At 73.2% G+C, this 19,337-nt stretch carries 16 protein-coding genes; 4 read left to right on the forward strand and 12 right to left on the reverse strand.

The features are described from left to right. Positions 1-46: 46 nt before the first annotated feature. The gene (locus ABZ780_RS08070) at positions 47-388 is read left to right on the forward strand and encodes a helix-turn-helix transcriptional regulator (RefSeq protein ID WP_357009217.1); all 342 of its coding nucleotides are present in this window, start codon (positions 47-49) and stop codon (positions 386-388) included. Positions 389-405: 17 nt separating this feature from the next. On the opposite strand, the gene ABZ780_RS08075 is transcribed toward ABZ780_RS08070, so the two are convergent. The 10 genes from ABZ780_RS08075 to deoC all read right to left on the reverse strand — a co-directional run bounded on the left by ABZ780_RS08075 (position 406) and on the right by deoC (position 12,111). Beyond that, positions 406-1,086 (reverse strand): permease prefix domain 1-containing protein, encoded by a 681-nt coding sequence (locus tag ABZ780_RS08075; RefSeq protein WP_357009214.1) that lies wholly within the window; start codon positions 1,084-1,086, stop codon positions 406-408. A 69-nt stretch (positions 1,087-1,155) separates the two neighbouring features. Further along, entirely contained in the window at positions 1,156-2,964 is a 1,809-nt protein-coding gene (cydC, locus tag ABZ780_RS08080; protein WP_357485133.1) for a thiol reductant ABC exporter subunit CydC, read from the reverse strand. Continuing rightward, a complete protein-coding gene (gene cydD, locus ABZ780_RS08085; RefSeq protein ID WP_357485136.1) occupies positions 2,961-4,625 on the reverse strand; it encodes a thiol reductant ABC exporter subunit CydD in 1,665 nt (554 codons plus the stop codon). Before cydD ends, cydC begins: the two co-directional genes overlap by 4 nt. Then, positions 4,622-5,629: a cytochrome d ubiquinol oxidase subunit II gene (locus tag ABZ780_RS08090; RefSeq protein WP_357009205.1), complete on the reverse strand. Its 1,008-nt coding sequence runs from the start codon at positions 5,627-5,629 to the stop codon at positions 4,622-4,624. The genes cydD and ABZ780_RS08090 overlap by 4 nt, the downstream gene beginning before the upstream one ends. Positions 5,630-5,639: 10 nt before the next feature. Continuing rightward, positions 5,640-6,890 carry a cytochrome ubiquinol oxidase subunit I gene (locus ABZ780_RS08095; RefSeq protein ID WP_357485139.1) on the reverse strand — a complete coding sequence of 417 codons (1,251 nt, stop codon included), beginning with the start codon at positions 6,888-6,890 and terminating at the stop codon, positions 5,640-5,642. Between the two features lie 354 nt (positions 6,891-7,244). Continuing rightward, positions 7,245-8,150: a M56 family metallopeptidase gene (locus ABZ780_RS08100; RefSeq protein ID WP_357485141.1), complete on the reverse strand. Its 906-nt coding sequence runs from the start codon at positions 8,148-8,150 to the stop codon at positions 7,245-7,247. Positions 8,151-8,156: 6 nt separating this feature from the next. Beyond that, the gene (locus ABZ780_RS08105; RefSeq protein ID WP_357485144.1) at positions 8,157-8,621 is read right to left on the reverse strand and encodes a BlaI/MecI/CopY family transcriptional regulator; all 465 of its coding nucleotides are present in this window, start codon (positions 8,619-8,621) and stop codon (positions 8,157-8,159) included. A gap of 207 nt (positions 8,622-8,828) precedes the next feature. Further along, complete coding sequence (locus ABZ780_RS08110; protein WP_357485147.1) at positions 8,829-9,653, reverse strand: aldehyde dehydrogenase family protein; 825 nt, start codon at positions 9,651-9,653, stop codon at positions 8,829-8,831. Next, complete coding sequence (locus tag ABZ780_RS08115) at positions 9,646-11,076, reverse strand: aldehyde dehydrogenase family protein (RefSeq protein WP_357485150.1); 1,431 nt, start codon at positions 11,074-11,076, stop codon at positions 9,646-9,648. The genes ABZ780_RS08110 and ABZ780_RS08115 overlap by 8 nt, the downstream gene beginning before the upstream one ends. 6 nt (positions 11,077-11,082) lie before the next feature. Then, positions 11,083-12,111, reverse strand: coding sequence for a deoxyribose-phosphate aldolase (deoC, locus tag ABZ780_RS08120; RefSeq protein ID WP_357009187.1), 1,029 nt, complete (start codon positions 12,109-12,111; stop codon positions 11,083-11,085). A gap of 134 nt (positions 12,112-12,245) precedes the next feature. Between deoC and upp the strand changes: the two genes are divergently transcribed. After that, positions 12,246-12,878 (forward strand): uracil phosphoribosyltransferase, encoded by a 633-nt coding sequence (upp, locus tag ABZ780_RS08125; protein WP_357009184.1) that lies wholly within the window; start codon positions 12,246-12,248, stop codon positions 12,876-12,878. 73 nt (positions 12,879-12,951) lie between these two features. Further along, entirely contained in the window at positions 12,952-13,629 is a 678-nt protein-coding gene (locus tag ABZ780_RS08130; protein ID WP_357485153.1) for a GPP34 family phosphoprotein, read from the forward strand. A gap of 12 nt (positions 13,630-13,641) precedes the next feature. Here ABZ780_RS08130 and ABZ780_RS08135 read toward each other — a convergent pair whose 3' ends face one another. Beyond that, a complete protein-coding gene (locus ABZ780_RS08135; RefSeq protein WP_357485155.1) occupies positions 13,642-15,309 on the reverse strand; it encodes a phospho-sugar mutase in 1,668 nt (555 codons plus the stop codon). A gap of 48 nt (positions 15,310-15,357) precedes the next feature. Beyond that, positions 15,358-17,415, reverse strand: coding sequence for a serine/threonine-protein kinase (locus tag ABZ780_RS08140; RefSeq protein ID WP_357485158.1), 2,058 nt, complete (start codon positions 17,413-17,415; stop codon positions 15,358-15,360). Positions 17,416-17,621: 206 nt separating this feature from the next. Here ABZ780_RS08140 and ABZ780_RS08145 point away from each other — a divergent pair, with 206 nt between their 5' ends. After that, positions 17,622-19,205, forward strand: a complete 1,584-nt coding sequence (locus tag ABZ780_RS08145; protein WP_357485160.1) for a methylmalonyl-CoA mutase family protein — start codon at positions 17,622-17,624, stop codon at positions 19,203-19,205. Positions 19,206-19,337 lie beyond the last annotated feature (132 nt).

Raw genomic sequence — 19,337 nt, forward strand, 5'->3', positions numbered from 1 at the left:
GAGTGGCGGTGGCGCGCAGGCCGCCTGACAAGTAGCGTTGCTACGCATGAAGGCCCAGTCGCTGCACGGCCACCTCGACGCCCTTCTGCTCGCCGTTCTCGAACAGGGTGCGCTGCACGGCTACGCGATCATCGAGTCGCTGCGTGCACGCAGTGACGGCAGTCTCGATCTGCCCACCGGCACCATCTATCCGGCGCTGCGCCGGTTGGAGCGCGCCGGGCATGTGGCGAGCACCTGGAGCACTGTCAACGGGCGGGAGCGGCGCACGTACCAGCTCACCGACTCCGGCCGTCGGGCGCTGGCCGGGGAGCGGGCCGGGTGGCAGGAGTTCCGCGTGACGGTCGGCAGGTTCCTCGACCCCGGCACCCCGCCCACCACCCCGGCCTGAACGCACCGAGCCGCGGGTCAGCGGGCGACGGCGGCCCGCAGCCAGCCGCGCGCCGCGCGGGTCAGCGAGAAGTACGCCGCGCCGGCCAGCACCAGCCCGATGATCATCGGCGGCCAGGTCAGTGCGGCGTCCCACCGGTCGAGCGACCAGGCGAACAGTGCGCCACCGGACAGCATGCCGAGCACCAGCGTGCCGGTCAGACCGGCACCCACCGCCCGCTGCGCGGCCGCCAGACCCGGTCGCGGCGACCGGGCGCTCGCCGCCACCACCAGCAGGCCGGCCACCGCGAGCAGCAGCGCGCCCATCCAGATCCAGTCGACGGATGTGGACAGCAGACGATAGGCGGCCGGCGGGGGCGGCGCGCCGTCACTCCAACTCGACCCGCGCCAGGTCAGGTCGCCGGCCACCACCGCCACCCCGGCCACGGCCAGCATCCGCAGGGAGAGCCCGCGCAGGGCCGCCACCGCCAGTTCGGCCTGCCAGGAGGGGAGCAGCTGCGCCGGTGAGCCGAACTCGATCACCGCTCGCCGCTGCGCCTCCGTGGGCGGCACCCCGTCTTCGCGGTACGCGTCGACGACGTCCAGCAGGTCGTGTCGCGCCTCGGTCAGCAGGTCGGACTTCAGCCGCGCCGGCCCGTGCAATCGGGAGGCCAACTCCCGCAGGTGTTCCTCCACCAGGACGTCCTCAGCGCGTGGCATGACAACCACCCTGCCACGGACGGCAACGTCCTCACGTCGGGGAGAACCCTGGTCCGTCCCCGAGCCGGCTCAGGGGGCGAGCGCCAGATATCCGCGCTCGGCCGCCGCCTGGAGCAGCCACTGGTCCCGGTACCAGCCGGGGGAGGCGACGAGTTCGGCGTGTCGGCCGCGTTGGATCACCCGGCCGCCGTCCAGGACGACGATCTCGTCCAGCTCGGCCAGCCCGCTGAGCCGGTGGCTGATCAGCAGCACCGAGTGCCCGGCGGGGGTGGCGGCGAGGGCGGAGGCGAGCACCGAGTCCGCGGCGGCCGGGTCCAGCCCTTCGGTGGGTTCGTCGAGCACCAGCACCGGGGGCGCGGCGAGCAGGGCCCGGGCGAGTGCGAGCCGCTGCCGCTGGCCGCCGGAGAGTTGACCACCCTCCTCGCCGACGACTGTGTCCCAGCCGGCCGGCTGGGCGCGTACCCAGTCGAGCAGGCCGGCGGCGGCGGTCGCCGCGGCCAGCTCGTCGTCGCTCGCACCGGCCCGACCGAGCAGCAGGTTCTCCCGCACCGTGGCGTGGAAGACGTACGCCTCGGCGAGCAGCCCACCGACCGTGCGGGGCAGGTCCTCCTCGGCGTACGTGGACAGGTCGCGGCCGGCCAGGGTGACGCGGCCGGAGGTGGGCCGGACCGCGCCGGTCAGCACGGCGGCCAGGGTGCTCTTGCCGGCGCCGCTCGGGCCGACGACCGCGATCCGCCGGCCGGCCGGCAGGTCCAGGCTCAGCCGGTCCAGCGCGGGTGCGGCACCGGCCCGGTACCGCACGGTCAGGTCGGTGAACCGCAGCTCGTGCGGGACGTCGCGGGCGACGCCGCCATCCGTCTCGACGGGCTCGGGAGCCGGCGTCTCGGCGTCGAGCAGGGTGGCCACCCGGGCCAGGCCGGGCCGCAGCTGGGTCCACTGCCGGGCCGCCGCGACCAGGGCCAGCGCCACCTCGACGGCGGCCAGTGAGCCGACGGCCAGCACGCCGATCAGTACCCCCCGCACGTCGGCGGCGAGCGCGACCAGCACCACGGCGGCGGCCGTCAACCCGGCGGTCAGCACCCCGGCCGCGTCCACCGCGAATCCGGTGGCGGCCAGCCGGCGTTCCAGCCGGGCCAGCCGGTCGGCGCGGTGCTCGGCGGCGCGCAGCGCGGCGTCGGTCGCGCCGAACGCGGCCAGGTCGGCGGCGCCGTGGGTGAGGTCGACCGCGTCGGTGGCCAGCGCACCACGCAGTGGGGCCACCTCTGCCGCGCTGCGTCGGGTGACCGCCGTGGCCAGCGCGGGCAGCGCCACCCCGGCGACGAGCAGGCCGATGGCGAGCACCCCGGCGGCCGGCGGCGAGATCAGCGCCGCGCCACCCACGGCCAGCACACCGACCAGGGCCGCCGCCGCACCGGGCACCAGCACCCGCAGCAGCAGGTCCTGGACCGCCTCGACGTCGGAGACCAGTCGACTCAGGACGTCCCCGGAGCGGTGCCCGGTGGTGCGGCGGGCCGCGAGGGTGGCGAAGACCCGGGCCCGGACGTCGGTGATCATGCGGAGGACGGCATCGTGCCCAGCGAGCCGTTCGGTGTAGCGGAACACGCCCCGGCTGATCGCCAGCGCCCGGACCGCCACGATCGCCACGGTGAGCCGGTCCAGCGGAGGCTGGCCCGCGGCGCTCATCAGCAGCCAGGTCGCCGTGGCCATCAGCGCGAGCCCGGCGAACTCCGTGGTGGCGGCGAGCAACCCCGCGCCGACCAGCCGGTTCAGGTACGGGCGGGCCAGCCGCAGCACCGCCCGCTCGGCGGCGATCCGCCCGGCCGGGGTCGCGTCGGCGGGGGCCGGCTCGGTCGCCGGTGGCACTGGTGCCGCGCTCATCGGGCCACCTTCGGCGTCAGCTCGGTGACCTGGCCGTCCTCGATGCGCAGGATCCGGTCGGCGTCGGCCAGCAGCGCCGGCCGGTGTGCGACCAGCAGCGCGGTCCGCCCGGAGACCAGCCGGCGGGTGGTGTCGAGAACCACCGTCTCGGCGGCCGTGTCCAGTCGCGCGGTGGGTTCGTCGAGCAGCACCAGCGGGGCGTCCCGCAGGAACGCCCGGGCCAGGGCGACACGTTGCCGCTGCCCGCTGGAGAGTCCGTGCCCGCGCTCGCCGAGCAGCGTGTCAAGCCCGTCCGGCAGGCCGGCCACCACGTCGTCCAGGGCCGCGTCGTGCACCGCCGAGGCGAGCGCCTCCGGTGGGGTGTCCGGCGCGCCGAGCCGGATGTTGTCGGCCAGCGAGGCGGCGAAGAGGTGGGCTCGCTGCGGCACCCAGGCGACCTGTCGACGCCACGCGTCCGGGTCGGCGCTGGCGAGGTCGACGCCGTCCACGGTGACCCGGCCGCTGGTCGGTGTCACGAAGCCGAGCAACAGGCCGAGCAGGGTGCTCTTGCCGGCGCCGCTGGGCCCGATGATGGCGATCCGCTCGCCGGGCCGGATGGTCAGGGTCACGTCGCGCAGTGCGGTGGTCCGCTCGTACGCCACGGTCACGCCCTCGAACCGGATCTCGCCTCGCCCGTGCGGGGTGGTTGCGCCCTCGCTGGCGCGGGGGGCCGCGGGGGCGGCCGAGACGGTGAGCGCCTCGTCCAGCGCGGTGAGCCCCTCCATGCTGGCGTGGAAACGGCTGCCGGCCGCCCGCAGTGGCAGGTACGCCTCCGGGGTGAGCAGCAGGATCAGCAGCGCGGTCTGCAGTGCGAGCCCGCCGCCGAGCAGTCGGATGCCGACCGGCACCGCCACCAGAGCCACCGACAGGGTGGCGACCAGCTCCAGCACCAGAGCGGAGAGGAACGCGATCCGCAGCGTCTTCATGGTGGCGACCCGGTGCCCGTCCGCCATCCGGCGCACCACCTCGGTCTGCGCCCGCGCCCGGCCGAACGCCCGCAAGGTGGGCAGCCCGGCGACCATGTCCAGGAAGTGCCCGCCGAGCAGGGAGAGCCGCCGCCACTGCCGTTCGGTGGCGGCCTGCGCCTGCCAGCCGAGCAGCGCGCCGAAGATCGGGATCAGCGGCAGGGTCAGCGCGATGATCAGCGCCGAACTCCAGTCCGCGAAGACGACCCGGGCCAGCACCGCCACGGGCACCGTGACGCTGAGCACCAGCTGCGGCAGGTACCCGGTGAAGTACGCGTCCAGCGCGTCCAGCCCGCGGCCGGCCAGGGTGGCGAGCTGACCGGCCCGCTGACCGGCCACCCACCCCGGCCCGTGCCGGCCCACGGCCTGGAACAGGTCGGCCCGCAGCGTGGCCTTGACCGTGGCGGCGACCCGCGCGGAGACCGTGCCCTGTGCCCAGACCAGCGCCGAACGGGCGGCGACCGCGACCACGAACCCCGCCAGCGCCGGCCGGTTCAGCCGCCCGTCGAAGGCGGTGGCCAGCACCGCCGCCAGCGCGGTGGCCTGCGCGATGATCAACCCGGCGGCGAGCACGCCGAGGAGGGCGAGCACGGCGAGGTCGCGCCGGGCCGCAGGGACCCGACGCAGCAGACGCGGGTCGAAGGGACGACGGTTCACCAGTACACCGGTGCCCTGCCGTCGGTCCGTCCCCGGAAAACCCACCAGCACATCGCCTGGAAGCCTAGTAGGGCCGGCAGCAGCGGCAGCGCCACCCAGCCGAGCAGCCGCAACGTCGGTGTGCTCGCGGCGGCGTCGGCCACCGTCAGCGAGGCATTCGGGTCGGCCGTGGACACCAGCACGTAGGGCCAGAGCGCCGCACCCACCAGCACCACCGGCAGCGCCAGGGCCGCGCCGGTGGCGACCAGGGCCCACCCCGGCCGCCGCCGCGCCAGCGCCGCGCGGGCCGCCAGCAGCGCCCCCACCAGCAACACCGGCAGGAGTACGCCCACCGCCGGCCGCTGCACGGTGTCGCGTACCCGAGCGGAGAGCAGGCCCACGACGGTGGCCAGGGCGATCGCGGACAGTGCCACCGGCACCAGCCGGCGGGCCGTGCGGCCGACCACGGCGGCGTCGGCCACCGGCAGTCGCAGGGTGAGGAACGTCGCACCGTGCACCGCGACGAGGGCGACCATGGCCAGCCCGGCGGCGGCGGCGAACGGGGTGGCCAGGTGGGACACTCCGGCGACGTGCCCGTCGGCCTGGCGGGGTACGCCCTGCAGCAGGGCGGCCAGCAGCACGCCCCAGCCCAGCGCGGCGAGCGTGCTGCCGACGATCACGACCCGGTCCCAGCGGGCGCGGGTCCGCTGGTCGCCCGGTCGGCTGCGCAGTTGCACCCCGGCGGTGACCAGGACGACCCCGACCAGCGCGCCGGCGACGGCCGGATAACAGCCGGCGAGCAGCTCGCCCTCCAGCAGCGGGAACGCGCCGAACAGGATGCCGACGGCGGCGACCAGCCAGACCTCGTTGCCGAGGAAGAACGGGCCGAGGGCGTTGAGTGCGCCGCGCCGACCGGCGGGCCCGATGCCGCGGGCCAGCAGCAGACCGACGCCGTAGTCGTAGCCGGCGAGCACCAGGTAGGTGGCGAAGAAGAGGCCGAGCAGGGCGTACCAGGCGAGGGCCACGGTGATCTCCTCAGACGAGGGTGGGCTCGGGGTGGGCCGGCTCGTCGGTCGGCGCCGGTGGGCGGCCGAGAGCCGGGTCGGCCGCGCCGCGCGCCGCGTGCCGGGCGAGCAGCACCCAGTTGGTGACAGCGAGGGTGCCCAGCAGCAGGCTGAAGCCGATCAGCGAGGCGAGCATGATGGGCGCGCCGACCGGGGAGACCGCCTGCTCGGTGGGGAGCAGCCCGTACGCCACCCAGGGCTGGCGGCCGACCTCCCGGGCGATCCAGCCGAGGATCACCGCGACGAACGGCAGCGGCAGGGCGAGCAGGATCAGCCAGAGCGGGAAGCGCAGCCGGATGATCCAGTCCTTGAAGAGCAGGGGGAGTAGGAGCCAGACGCAGCCGAGGGTCAAGCCGATCAGGATCATGAAGCCCAGCCCGACATTGGCCAGCACGGGCGGGGTGTAGTCGCCGGGACCGAACCGCGCGGTCCAGTCGGCGATCAGCGCCTGCGCCCCGGGACCCTGGCCGAACTTGGTCGGCTGCACGTCGCCGACCGGGCCGAACTGGGCGAAGCCGAAGCCCTGCACCAGCGTGATCGCCAGCGCCGAGGTGACCAGGCCGATCCGCAGCGAGGTGCGGAAGAGCAGGAAGTCGGGGGTACGCCGGATCAGGTGCCAGGCGCTCACGGCCGCCATCAGCATCCCGCCGACCAGCAGCGCGGCGGACACCACGTGCCCGAACGCCATGCCGAGGCTGGGGTTGGTGAGCAGCGCGCCGAAGTCGGTGAGGTGGGCGATCCCGTCGCGGACCTCGTAGCCGACCGGGTTCTGGAGCCAGGAGTTGGCCACCATGATCCAGAACGCCGAGGCGTACGCGGTGAGCGCCACGCCCCAGAGCAGCGCGAGGTGGACACCCTTGCGGAGCCGGTGCCAGCCGAAGATCCACATCCCGAGGAACGTGGACTCCAGGAAGAACGCCACAAGCGTCTCGATGGCCAGCGGAGCGCCGAAGACGTTGCCGACGTAGCGCGACAGCCCACTCCAGTTCAGCCCGAACTGGAACTCCATCACGATGCCGGTGGCGATGCCGAGCACGTAATTGATCACGTAGAGCTGACCCCAGTAGCGGGTGAGCCGCTCCCACCTCGGGTTGCCGGTGAGCACCCAGGCGGTCTGCATCCCGACCAGCAGGGTGACCAGCCCGAGCGTGACGACCACGAACAGGAAGTGGATCGAGGTGGTGGTGGCGAACTGCAGGCGGGCGATGAGCAGCGTGTCCATGGCCAGCTCCCCGTAGATAGTCTCCCTTGAGATAGCAACCCTACACGTAGCCTCTCTACCTATCGATCCAGCGTCGATGACACCATGTAGTGGTTATGGCTTTGAAGATCGCGCTCGATCCTGGATGTAGTGGCCTCGTGGGCCGCGAGATGCCACTCGATCCTGGATCGAGCGCGATCTTGAGGGAGGGCCGCGCGGTCAGACGCGGGGCGCGGTCCGGCCGCGCTGCGGCAGGTGCGGAGTCCCGCGGCGCGGTGTGGGGGCGCGCTGCGCGGTGTGGGGGCGCGCGGTGTGGGGCGCGCTGCGCCCGGTATGGAGTCGCGCGGTGTGGGGTGTGCGGGTGTGTGCCGGGGGTCAGCTCAGGAAGAGGCTGATCGGGAGGGCTACCAGGGTGGTGGCGACCGCCAGGGCGATGGCGCCCAGCACCCGGGGCGGTTGGTCGCTGATCAGGAGGCGTTGCATCCGTACGTCCAGGTCCCGATCGCCCATGCCCAGCGCGCCGGCCGGTGTGATCCGGTGGCCGGCGGCGGCGAACCGGCGTAGCGCACCCGCCAGGGGCGCCTCGGCGTGCAGCTCGCGCGCCTTGTCGTCAGCGCGCATTTCGACCAGCAGGGCGACCCGCTCGTGCGCGTCACGCACCCAGCCGAACCACGGCAACGCGCGGCACAGCGCGGTGAACGGCAGCAGCACCAGGTCGTGCCGTTCGTTGGCGTGCGCGCGTTCGTGGCTGAGCACCGCCGCCAACTCGGCCCGATCCAGCAGGCTGAGCGTGCCGGCGCTGACCACCACCTGTGGCCGGACACCTGGCAGGCAGTACGCGGCGGCACTCGGGTGATCCAGCACGAGCGCGCCGGGCGCGGCCGGGTCGTTGCGGGCTACCAGGGTGAGCAGGTCCCGGTGCCGGCGCTGGGCGAGGACGGCGCCGTGAATGCTGCGCAGGGTCGTGCCGAGCAGCACCGCCCCGATGCCGAAGCCGACCCCGACCCCGGCGAGGTGGAACGCGGTCTCGCCGGCCGGCAGGGTGCCGTGGACGAGGTCGCTGGTCAGGGCGAGCAGTGCGCGCCCGGTCGGCAGGTCGTACGCGGACAGACCGAGCGCCATCGGTAGACCCATCGCGGAGAGGCCTAACGCCAACCCGACGGCCTGCCAACAGATGATCGCCACCCGGGGGCTGCGCCACGTCCAGGTGGAGCGGGCCAGCACCTGAGCGGTCAGATAGCAGGCCAGCATGGTGGCGGCGAAGTGCGCGGCGTAGGCCATGACGCGCTACCGCTCCGCTGCCTCGCCGGCCGGTCGCCGGCCAGTCGGCCCGTCCACCCGGTCCGTCAGTTCCGCATCCGCCCCACCCGTGGAGGCAGGCCCGGTCAGGCCGGCCTCGCTGCCGAGGGCAGCCCGCAGCACCTCTGCCTCGGTGCCGGTCACCGAGCGGGCGAAGCGCACCAGCGCCGCGTCCCGGCTGCCGCCCAGGTCGAGGGCGTCGAGCATGAGCTGGGCGATGTGCGCCTCACGGCTGGCCGCGGGCCGGTAGCGCCAGGCGCGACCCTCCCGCTCCCGCTGCACCATGCCCTTGCCGGCGAGCCGGTCCAGCACGGTCATCACCGTGGTGTACGCCAGTTCGCGGCCTTCGAGCGCGTCGGCCACCTCGCGCACGGTCACACCGTCCGACGTGCCCGGGACCACGTCCCACAGCACGTCCATCACCGCACGCTCAAGATCGCCCAACCGAGTCACGCCACAATCCTACCCCCGGTAGTAGATCAACCCTCCCCGAGGCAGCACCCCCAGGATCAACTCCCCCCGAGGCAGGACCCCCGAGATCCACCATCACGACGGACCGGACCCAGGTCAGGTTTTCCGGGGGAGCCCGCCCACGCAGGGATCAACCCTGACCGCCCGGAGTGGGCGGGCTCCCCCGGAAAACCAACAGGCCGCGACCGATCACACCCCTTTGGGATGCCACACCGTCTTCGTCTCCAACAGGGCGGTCATCCGGGTCAGGCCCGGGTCGGCGGACCAGTCCTGCTCGGCCAGCGCCGGCCGGAGCACCCGCTTGAGGTTCTCCGCCGCCTTGACCTCCAGGTCGGTGGCGAGCGAGGGGTCGCTCACCCCGGTCAGGTCGATCGCGTTGACGTCCATGTGCGCCGCCAGCGTCGGCGCGGTCTCGGTGATCGCGCCGGTGAGGATGTTGACCACCCCGCCGGGCAGGTCGGAGGTGGCCAGCACCTCGGCCAGCGTCACCGCCGCGAGGGGCTCGGTCGCCGACGCTGCCACCACCACCGTGTTGCCGGTGACGATCGCCGGGGCGATCACACTGACCAGGCCGAGCAGCGCCGGGCGTTCCGGGGCGACCACCGCGACCACGCCGGTCGGCTCGGGAGCGGAGATGTTGAAGTACGGGCCGGCGACCGGGTTGGCACCGCCGTACACCTGGGCGAGTTTGTCGGCCCAGCCGGCGTACCAGACCCAGCGGTCCACCGCGGCGTCCACCTCGTCGCCGGGCACGCCGAGGGCGACGAACTGCTCGCGGCGGCCCTCCAGCATCTCGGCGGCCCGGTAGAGGATCTGACCCCGGTTGTACGCGGTCGCGCCGGCCCAGCCCTTCACGGCGGCGCGGGCGGCGACCACCGCGTCCCGGGCGTCCTTGCGGGAGGCCAGTGACACATTCGAGGACTGCACGAGATACGACCGTCCCGACTCGCTGCGCGGGAACTTCCCGCCGATGAAGAGCTTGTACGTCTTGCGTACCGCGACCCGCTCAGACATTGAGGTATCCCTCCAGCCCGTGCCGGCCGCCCTCGCGACCGTAGCCCGACTCCTTGTAGCCACCGAACGGCGAGGTGGGGTCGAACTTGTTGAACGTGTTGGCCCAGACCACCCCGGCGCGCAGCCGGTCGGCCATCCACAGGATCCGGGAGCCCTTGTCGGTCCAGATCCCGGCCGACAGCCCGTACGGCGTGTTGTTGGCCTTCTCGACGGCCTCGGCCGGCGTGCGGAAGGTGAGCACCGACAGCACCGGGCCGAAGATCTCCTCGCGGGCGATCCGGTGCGCCTGGGTGACGCCGGTGAAGATGGTGGGCGCGAACCAGAAGCCCCGCTCGGGCAGCTCGCACGGCGGCGACCAGCGCTCGGCGCCCTCGGCCGAGCCGGCGTCGGACAGCTCGCGGATCCGTTCCAACTGGGCGGCGGAGTTGATCGCGCCGACGTCGGTGTTCTTGTCCAGGGGGTCACCGACCCGGAGCAGAGCCATCCGTCGCTTCAGCGACTCCAGCACGCGGTCGGCCACGTTCTCCTGGACCAGCAGGCGCGAGCCTGCGCAGCAGACGTGCCCCTGGTTGAAGAAGATGCCGTTGACGATGCCCTCGACGGCCTGGTCGATGGGGGCGTCGTCGAAGACGATGTTGGCGGCCTTGCCGCCCAGCTCAAGGGTGAGCTTCTTGCGGGTGCCGGCGACGGATCGGGCGATGGCGCGACCGACCTCGGTGGAGCCGGTGAACGCGACCTTGTCCACGCCCGGGTGCTCGACCAGGGCGCGGCCGGTGTCGCCGGCGCCGGTGACGATGTTGACCACGCCGGCCGGCAGGTCGGCCTGCTGGCAGATCTCGGCGAAGAGCAGCGCGGTCAGCGGGGTGGTCTCGGCGGGCTTCAGGACCACAGTGTTGCCCGCCGCGAGGGCCGGGGCGATCTTCCAGGCCAGCATGAGCAGCGGGAAGTTCCACGGGATGACCTGCGCGGCCACGCCGATCGGCTGCGGGTTCGGGCCGAACCCGGCGTGCTCCAGCTTGTCGGCCCAGCCCGCGTAGTAGAAGAAGTGCGCGGCGACCAGCGGCAGGTCGACGTCGCGGGACTCCCGGATCGGCTTGCCGTTGTCGAGTGACTCCAGCACGGCCAGCTCGCGGGAGCGCTCCTGGATGAGGCGGGCGATCCGGAACAGGTACTTCGCCCGGTCCCGGCCCGGCATCGGACCCCAGACCTTGTCGTACGCCTTCCGCGCGGCGCGCACCGCACGCTCCACGTCCGCCGCGCCGGCCTCGGCGATCTCGGCCAGCACCTCCTCGGAGGCGGGATTGATCGACTTGAAGCTGCCGCCGTCGGTGGGGTCGACGAACTTGCCGTCGATGAACAGCCCGTACGAGGGCTTGAGGTCCACCACCGAGCGGGACTCGGGGGCGGGTGCGTATTCGAACATCGGCTCTCAGTCCAGGGTGAAGTAGTCGGGACCGGAGTAGGTGCCGGTCGTCAGCTTGGTGCGCTGCATCAGCAGGTCGTTGAGCAGGCTGGACGCGCCGAAGCGGAACCAGTCCGGGTCGAGCCAGTCGGCGCCAACGGTCTCGTTGACCATCACCAGGTACTTGATCGCGTCCTTGGTGTTCTTGATGCCGCCGGCCGGTTTCACGCCGACCTGCCGCCCGGTCGCCGCGCGGAAGTCACGGACAGCTTCCAGCATCACCAGGGTCACCGGCAGCGTCGCCGCGACCGGGACCTTGCCGGTGGAGGTCTTGATGAAGTCGCCGCCGGCCAGCATCGCCAGCCAGGAGGCACGGCGCACGTTGTCGTAGGTGGCCAGCTCGCCGGTCTCCAGGATCACCTTGAGGTGGGCGTCCCCGCAGGCGTCCTTGGTGGCCACGATCTCGTCGTAGACCTCCTTGTACCGACCGGCCAGGAACGCACCCCGGTTGATCACCATGTCGATCTCGTCAGCGCCGGCCGCGACGGCGGCCCGGGTGTCGGCCAGCTTGATCTCCAGCGGCGCCTGGCCCGACGGGAAGGCGGTCGCCACGCTCGCCAGGTGCACAATGCCAAGTCCGGCCGGCGCGGCGCCGCCCGCATGTCCCGGTCCGCCGGATGGCCGCCCGGACCCGGCACCGGACCCGCGCAGCACCTCGGCGACGTACGGGACCATGGCCGGGTAGACGCAGACCGCGCCGACGTGCGGGCAGGACGGGTCGGCCGGGTCGGGGCGCAGCGCCTTCGCGGCCAGCGCGCGAACCTTGCCCGGAGTGTCCGCCCCTTCCAGGGTGGTCAGGTCGACCATCCGGATCGCCAGGTCGATCGCCTGCGCCTTGGCGGTGGTCTTGATGGAGCGGGTGCCGAGCTGTGCCGCCCGCTGCTCAGCGCCGACCTGGTCCACGCCGGGCAGGCCGTGCAGGAAGGTCCGCAGAGCGGTCTCGGATCGTCCCAGCTCGGAGAGGTCCGACCGGGCCGACGTCGTTGTCGCCGTCATGCCCCGAAGTCTACGCACGGAACGACTGCGTGATCTTGCTCACGTCGGTCGGGCTGGGCGGCTCAGGTGAGCGGCGTCGCTGGTCCGACCGCACCCGCACCACCGGGCCGGCCCGCCCGGTAGGTTGAGCGATCGTGGACGTACACGTCATTGACCACCCGCTGGCCCAGTCTCGGCTGACCGCCATGCGGGACGCGCGCACCGATTCCTCGACGTTCCGGGCGGCGCTGCACGAACTGACCACCATGCTGGTGTACGAGGCGGCGCGCTCCTTCCCCGTCGAGCGGTACCCGGTGCAGACGCCGGTCACCGGCACGGTCGGCACCCGGCTGGCGAACCCGCCGCTGCTGGTGCCGGTGCTGCGGGCCGGCCTGGGCATGGCGGACGCCGCGCTCGGCCTGCTGCCCGAGTCGTCGATGGGCTTCGTCGGCCTGGCCCGCGACGAGGAGACCTACGAGCCGCGCGCCTACATGGAGTCGCTGCCCCGGGAGTTGGCCGGCCTGCCGGTGCTGGTCCTCGACCCGATGCTCGCGACCGGCGGTTCGCTGGAGCACTGCTGCCGGCTGCTGGCCGACCGCGGCTGCACCGACATCACCGTGCTCTGCGTGCTCGCCGCGCCGGTCGGCATCGAGCGACTGGAACGCTCCGGCCTGCCGTTGCGCCTGGTCACGGCCTCGATCGACGAGGGGCTCAACGACAACATGTTCATCGTCCCCGGGCTCGGCGACGCCGGTGACCGTCAGTTCGGTGGCATGCCCCGGTTCTGAGGCGTTACCCGGTTGGTGCCCCCTCCGGCGGGTCCGTGCGCGGTGGTGCACGGACCCGCTACCGTCTCCGGCCATGACTGGTGTTGCGCTCGCCGAGGAGTTGCTGCTCCTCGCCTACGACGACACGACCGGCAAGGCGACCATGCCGCGGATCAGCCTGGACCTCGGCATGGCCGCGGCGGTGCTGGTCGAGCTGGCCCTGGCCGGGCGGCTCGCGTACGCCGACGGGTCCCTGACCGTGGTCGACCCGACGCCCACCGGCGAGCCCGTCGCCGACGAGGTGCTCGGCCGGATAGCGGCCGACACTCCGCACACCCCGGCCTCCTGGGTGCAGCGCCTGCGGCACGGCCTGCGCGACCGCATCCTCGGTGACCTGTGCCGGCAGGGCGTGGTGCGGGACGTCGACGAGACCGAGTTGGGCTTCATCCACGTGCACCGCTACCCGGTGGTGGACACCTCCGTCGAGGCCGACACCCGTCAGCGGCTGACCGGGGCGCTGACCGGCTCGGTGGCGCCGGACGAGCGGACCGCCGCGCTGGCCACCCTGGTCGTGGTGCTGCGGATGGAGGCGGCGCTGGGGATGAGCGGCGCTGCCGCCGCCGACGCCCGCCGGCGGCTGGAGGAGATCGCCACGGGCGCCGGGTTCTCCGGCGAGGTGAGCATCGACGACTCGGTGGTCCGCCCGTCGGTGGGCCTGGTCGTGGCCGCCCTGGGACGGGCCGTCGACCAGGCGCTCGGCCCCCGCCGCTGACGTCAGGAGGGGCTAGACGCCGAGGGCGGCGGCGATCTGGGCGCGGAGCTGCGCGACCGCCGTGCCCGCGCGGGCGCGTGCGGCGGCCACCTCGCCGTCGGGCACCGGCTCCACCACCTCCAGGTACGCCTTGAGCTTCGGCTCGGTCCCGGAGGGGCGGATCACCACCCGGGCCGTTCCGGTACGCAGGATCACCACATCCGACTCCGGAAGCAGGTCCCGGACGCTGTCGACCTGCTGCCCGAGCAGGGTGGTGGGGGTGGCCGCCCGGATTCGGGCCATCGCGTCGGCGATCACCCGCAGGTCGTCCACCCGGACGGAGAGCTGGTCGGTGTGGTGCACGCCGAACTCGGCGGCCAACTCGTCCAGCCGGTCGGCCAGCGTGCGGCCCTGCGCCTTGAGGCCGGCGGCCAACTCGGCCACGGTCAGCGCGGCGGTGATGCCGTCCTTGTCCCGGACGTGCTCGGGGGCGACGCAGTAGCCCAGCGCCTCCTCGTAGCCGAAGACCAGGGGCGCGCTCCCGCCGCCGGCCCGGACGATCCACTTGAAGCCGGTCAGCGTCTCGTCGTAGGGCAGGCCCCGCGCCGCGCACATCGCCCGCAGCAGCGACGACGACACGATGGTGGTGGCGTAGAGCCCGGTCACCCCACGGCGCATCAGGTGGTCGGCCAGCAGCACGCCCACCTCGTCGCCGCGCAGCATCCGCCAGCCACCGGCGCTCTCCCGGACCACCACCGCGCAGCGGTCCGCGTCCGGGTCGTTGGCGATGGCCAGGTCCGCGCCGGTGGAGTCGGCCAGCGCGATGAGCCGGTCCACGGCCCCCGGCTCCTCCGGGTTGGGGAACGACACGGTGGGGAACGCCGGGTCCGGCTCGGCCTGGTCGGGCACCACACCGGGGACCGGGAAACCCGCGCTGGCGAAGGCGGCGGTGAGCACCGCCGCGCCCACCCCGTGCAGCGGCGTGTACGCCACCGTCAGGTCGCGGGGCCCGTCCGGGTCGATCACCGCGGTGGCCCGCTCGACGTACGAGGCGGCCAGGTCGTCACCGAGCACCTGCCCGGGTGGGCCTAGCGGCACCTGGGTCAGCGGGCCGACCGATCGGATGGCCGCCTCGATGCCGGCGTCGGCCGGCGGCACGATCTGTGCGCCGGCACCCAGCGCACCGCCCAGCTCCGCGCCGAGGTAGACCTTGTAGCCGTTGTCCTGCGGCGGGTTGTGGCTGGCCGTGACCATCACGCCGGCCACCGCGCCGAGCTGGCGCACCGCGTACGCGAGCACGGGGGTGGGCAGCGGGCGGGGCAGCACCAGGGCCGGTCGGCCGGCGCCGGTGGCAACCTGGGCGGTGCGCTCGGCGAACTGCCGGGAGCCGTGCCGGGCGTCGTACCCGATCACCAGCGGGCCGGTGCCACCCTGGGCCGCGAGCCAGCCGACCAGCCCGGCGGCGGCCTGGGTGACCACGGCGAGGTTCATGCCGTTCGGGCCGGCGCGCAGCGGGCCGCGTAGGCCGGCGGTGCCGAAGGTCAGCGGCCCGGCGAACCGGTCGGCCAGCTCCGGCGCGCTCGCCGGCAGTCCGTCGAGCACCGCCGTCAGCTCGTCCCGGCTGGCCGGGTCGGGGTCGTCGGCCAGCCAGCGTCGGGCTTGCTCGCGAATGTCGTCGATCTCAGAGGTGTCCGCCGCCATGCCCCTTGATAGCACGGCGGCGGATCACCGCTGTCGGTTCCCTCCGGCTCAGCCGTTCCCGGTGAGCTGGAACGTCCGCACCATCTCGTCGAAGATCGGCTTGCTCTCGGCGAACTTGGCGTCGGTCGAGGTGAGGTAGAACGAGTACGCCTTGCCGTCCTGCGCGACGCCACGCCAGACGCCGTGCCGCATGGCGTCACCCTCGCCGCACGTGTATTCGAACTCGGCGGCCGGCTTGCTGGCCAGCTCGGTCTCCGTGGAGGAGACCTGGTTGTACGGCTTGACGCAGGAGGTGCTCTTGGTCTTGAGGCCGTTCTCGGCCGTCTCGGCCCACCGGGTGGAGCTGCTGGACCACTTCTCGGTGATGATCCGCACCTTGCGGCCGCTGTCCTCCGGGTCGATGTAGTCGGTGTACGAGCCGCCGGTGGCCTTCTTCCAGCCCTTGGGCACCATGACCTGGATGCCCCGCGCGGTGTGCTCCTGCATCTCGACCGCCGGGCCCGCCGCGGCGGACGGGGTGGGCTGCGCCTGGGGGGTGGTCGGCGCGGGGTCGTCGCCGCCCGAGAGCGCCAGCACGCCGAGCAGCAGCACCACGGCCAACCCGCCGGCCGCGGCGAGCTGCACCTTGCGCGGCCAGCCCTTGATGGTGCTGACCAGTTGGCCCCCGGTGGCGCGGACCTTGCCCAGGGCGCCGCCGCTCGCCGCGGTGGACGGCGTCGTCCAGGGCTGACCGGTGCCGGGCACCGACCACTGGTTGCCGCCGCCGTAGGTGCCACCGACGCGCTGGGTGGCCTCCGACCCGCCGTACCGGACCTGCTGGGTCGCATCGGCTCGGCTGCCGTAGGTGACCCGCTGGGTGGCGTCCGGGTGTGCGCCCGCGTCCACCCGCTGGGTGGCGTCCGCGCTGCCGCCGTAGGTGCGGCCGCTGCCGGGTCGGCCGCCGGCGGGCATCGCGCCGGTGGGCGTGTGCAGCGGGCCGGCGAGCGCGTCGGCGCTGGTCTCGTCGAGCCCGGCGGCGGCCGGGGCCCCGGCAGGCTCGGGCCGCTCGCCCCGGCGCAACGCGGCGAGTCGGTCGGTCAGCGACTCGTTCGGCGCGAGCATGGCCGGGCCGCCGATCTGGCTGTCCGGCTTCGCCTCCGGCTGGGGCGGCGGGAGGACGGGCACCGGGCGCTGCTGCACCGGCACCACGGCGTACGGGTCGGTGACCGAGTGCACCGCGGTCGCGGTGCTGCCCAGCGGGCCGGCGAGCAGCTCGCGGAGCATGGCCCGGGAGGTGTGCACGTCCAGCCGGCGGGCCGGGTCCTTCTCCAGCAGGCCCATCAGCACCCGGGTCAGCGGGCCGCTGCGCTGCGGCGGGGCCGGCGGGTCCTCGACCACGGCGTGCATGGTCTCGATCGGGTCGCCCTTGTCGAACGGGGGACGCCCCTCGACCGCCGTGTAGAGCGTCACGCCCAGCGAGAACAGGTCGCTCGGCGGGCCGAACTCCTGGCCCATGGCCCGCTCGGGCGAGATGAAGTGCGGCGAGCCGAGCACCATGCCGGGCGTGGTGAGCTGCACGTCGGTGGGCATCCGGGCGACACCGAAGTCGGTCAGCACGCAGCGCCCATCGGTGCAGATCAGCACGTTTGCCGGCTTGACGTCGCGGTGCAGCACGCCGATCGCGTGCGCGACCTCCAACGCGCCGAGCAGCGCGATGCCGATCTTGGCGACGGCGCGGGGCGCCACCGGCCCGTCCTCGATGACCATGTCGGCGAGGCTGCGGGCGTCCAGCAGCTCCATCACGATCCACGGGCGACCGGCCTCGGTGACCACGTCGTACACCTGCACCACGGCGGGGTGCTGGATGGCGGCGGCGGCGCGGGCCTCGCGCAGGGTGCGTTCGTACATGGCGTCGCGGTCGCTGGGGGCCAGCCCTGGGGGAAGGACCACCTCCTTCACCGCCACGTCCCGGCGCAGCAGGGTGTCTGTGGCGCGCCACACCGTACCCATGCCGCCGTTGCCCACCGCGGACCGCAGCGAGTACCGGTCACCGATGGTGGTGCCGGGCGCCGCTCGTCCGCTGGCGGGACTTACCTGTCCGCCGCTCCACGTCGGGATCTGAGTCACAGAAAAGCCACCGGGGGAAATCGAGGGGGGCTGGGACACAACCCCCCTATCTTGCTGGTTCCGACGCCCGATGCGAAAGCCGACGCGGCGGACGTTTACCGAAGTCGACGGATCGTGCCCAACCGTTCACCTCCCGTCGACCGGTCGGGACACAGTGTGCGGTATCCCTCACCCGATCGGACGCCAACGCGCCATACCATCCGGGGATGAGTGAGCGGCGGTCAAGCGAGTCCGGTTTTCCGATCAACGGCGTCTACACGGCGGCCGAGCTCCCGGAGGACCTGGACTCCCGGCTGGGCGCCCCGGGCGAGTTCCCGTACACCCGGGGGGTCTACCCCACGATGTACACGTCCCGTCCGTGGACGATGCGCCAGTATGCCGGCTTCGGCACCGCCACCGAGTCCAACGCGCGCTACCACCAACTGTTGCGGGCCGGCACGATGGGCCTCTCGGTCGCCTTCGACCTGCCGACGCAGATGGGCTACGACTCGGACGACCCGATCGCGCACGGTGAGGTCGGCAAGGTTGGCGTGGCAATCGACTCCATCGAGGACATGCGGCTGCTCTTCGCCGACATCCCGCTGGACAAGGTGTCCACCTCCATGACGATCAACGCGCCCGGCTCGGTGCTGCTGCTGCTCTACCAGCTCGTCGCCGAGGAGAACGGCGTGCCGGGCACGGCCCTCAACGGCACCATCCAGAACGACATCCTCAAGGAGTACATCGCCCGGGGGACGTATATCTACCCGCCGAAGCCGTCGCTGCGCCTGGTGGCAGACACGTTCGCGTACTGCCGCAAGGAGGTGCCGAAGTGGAACACGATCTCCATCTCCGGCTACCACATGGCCGAGGCCGGCGCGACGCCCGCGCAGGAGATCGCGTTCACCCTGGCCAACGGCGTGGAGTACGTCCGGGCGGCGCTGGCCGCCGGGCTGGCCGTGGACGACTTCGCGCCCCGGCTGTCGTTCTTCTTCGTGGCCCGCACGACGCTGCTGGAGGAGGTGGCGAAGTTCCGCGCCGCCCGGCGGATCTGGGCCCGGCTGATGCGTGACGACTTCGGCGCCAAGGATCCGAAGTCGATGATGCTGCGCTTCCACACGCAGACCGCCGGCGTGCAGCTCACCGCCCAGCAGCCGGAGGTGAACCTCGTCCGGGTGGCGGTGCAGGGGCTGGCCGCGGTGCTCGGCGGCACCCAGTCGCTGCACACCAACAGCTTCGACGAGGCGATCGCCCTGCCCACCGAGAAGGCCGCCCGGCTCGCGCTGCGTACCCAGCAGGTGCTGGCGTACGAGACGGACCTGACCGCCACGGTGGACCCGTTCGCCGGCTCGTACGTGGTGGAGGCGATGACGGCCGAGATCGAGGCCGCCGCCGTCGAGCTGATGGAGCGGGTGGCCGACCACGGCTCGGCCGTGGACGCGATCGAGGCCGGGTTCCAGAAGCGGGAGATCGAGCAGTCCGCGTACCGGATCGCCCAGGAGATCGACTCCAGCGAGCGCGTGGTGGTGGGGCTCAACCGGTTCACCGTGGACGAGGAGGAGCCGTACGAGCCGCTGCGGGTCGACCCGACGATCGAGGCGACGCAGGCCGACCGGCTGGCCCGGTTGCGCGCCGAGCGGGACGCCGACGCGGTGGCGCGTGCCCTCGCCGAGCTGCGGGCAGCCGCCGAGGGCTCGGACAACGTGCTCTACCCGATGAAGGATGCGCTGCGGGCACGGGCCACGGTGGGCGAGGTGTGCGGGACGCTGCGTGAGGTGTGGGGGCTGTACCGGCCCACCGACCGGTTCTGACCGTCTCCTGACCGACGACCCCGGGGTGTGCCGTCCCGGGTTCGCGGGTACGCCGACCCTGCACCGTGACGCACATGGTGTGCGGTCAGGGTGCACCATCGCGTGTGAGCGTCCTTATCCGGCCGTTGCGGA

The organism is Micromonospora sp. NPDC047467, from assembly GCF_040643095.1.
Classification (GTDB): domain Bacteria; phylum Actinomycetota; class Actinomycetes; order Mycobacteriales; family Micromonosporaceae; genus Micromonospora.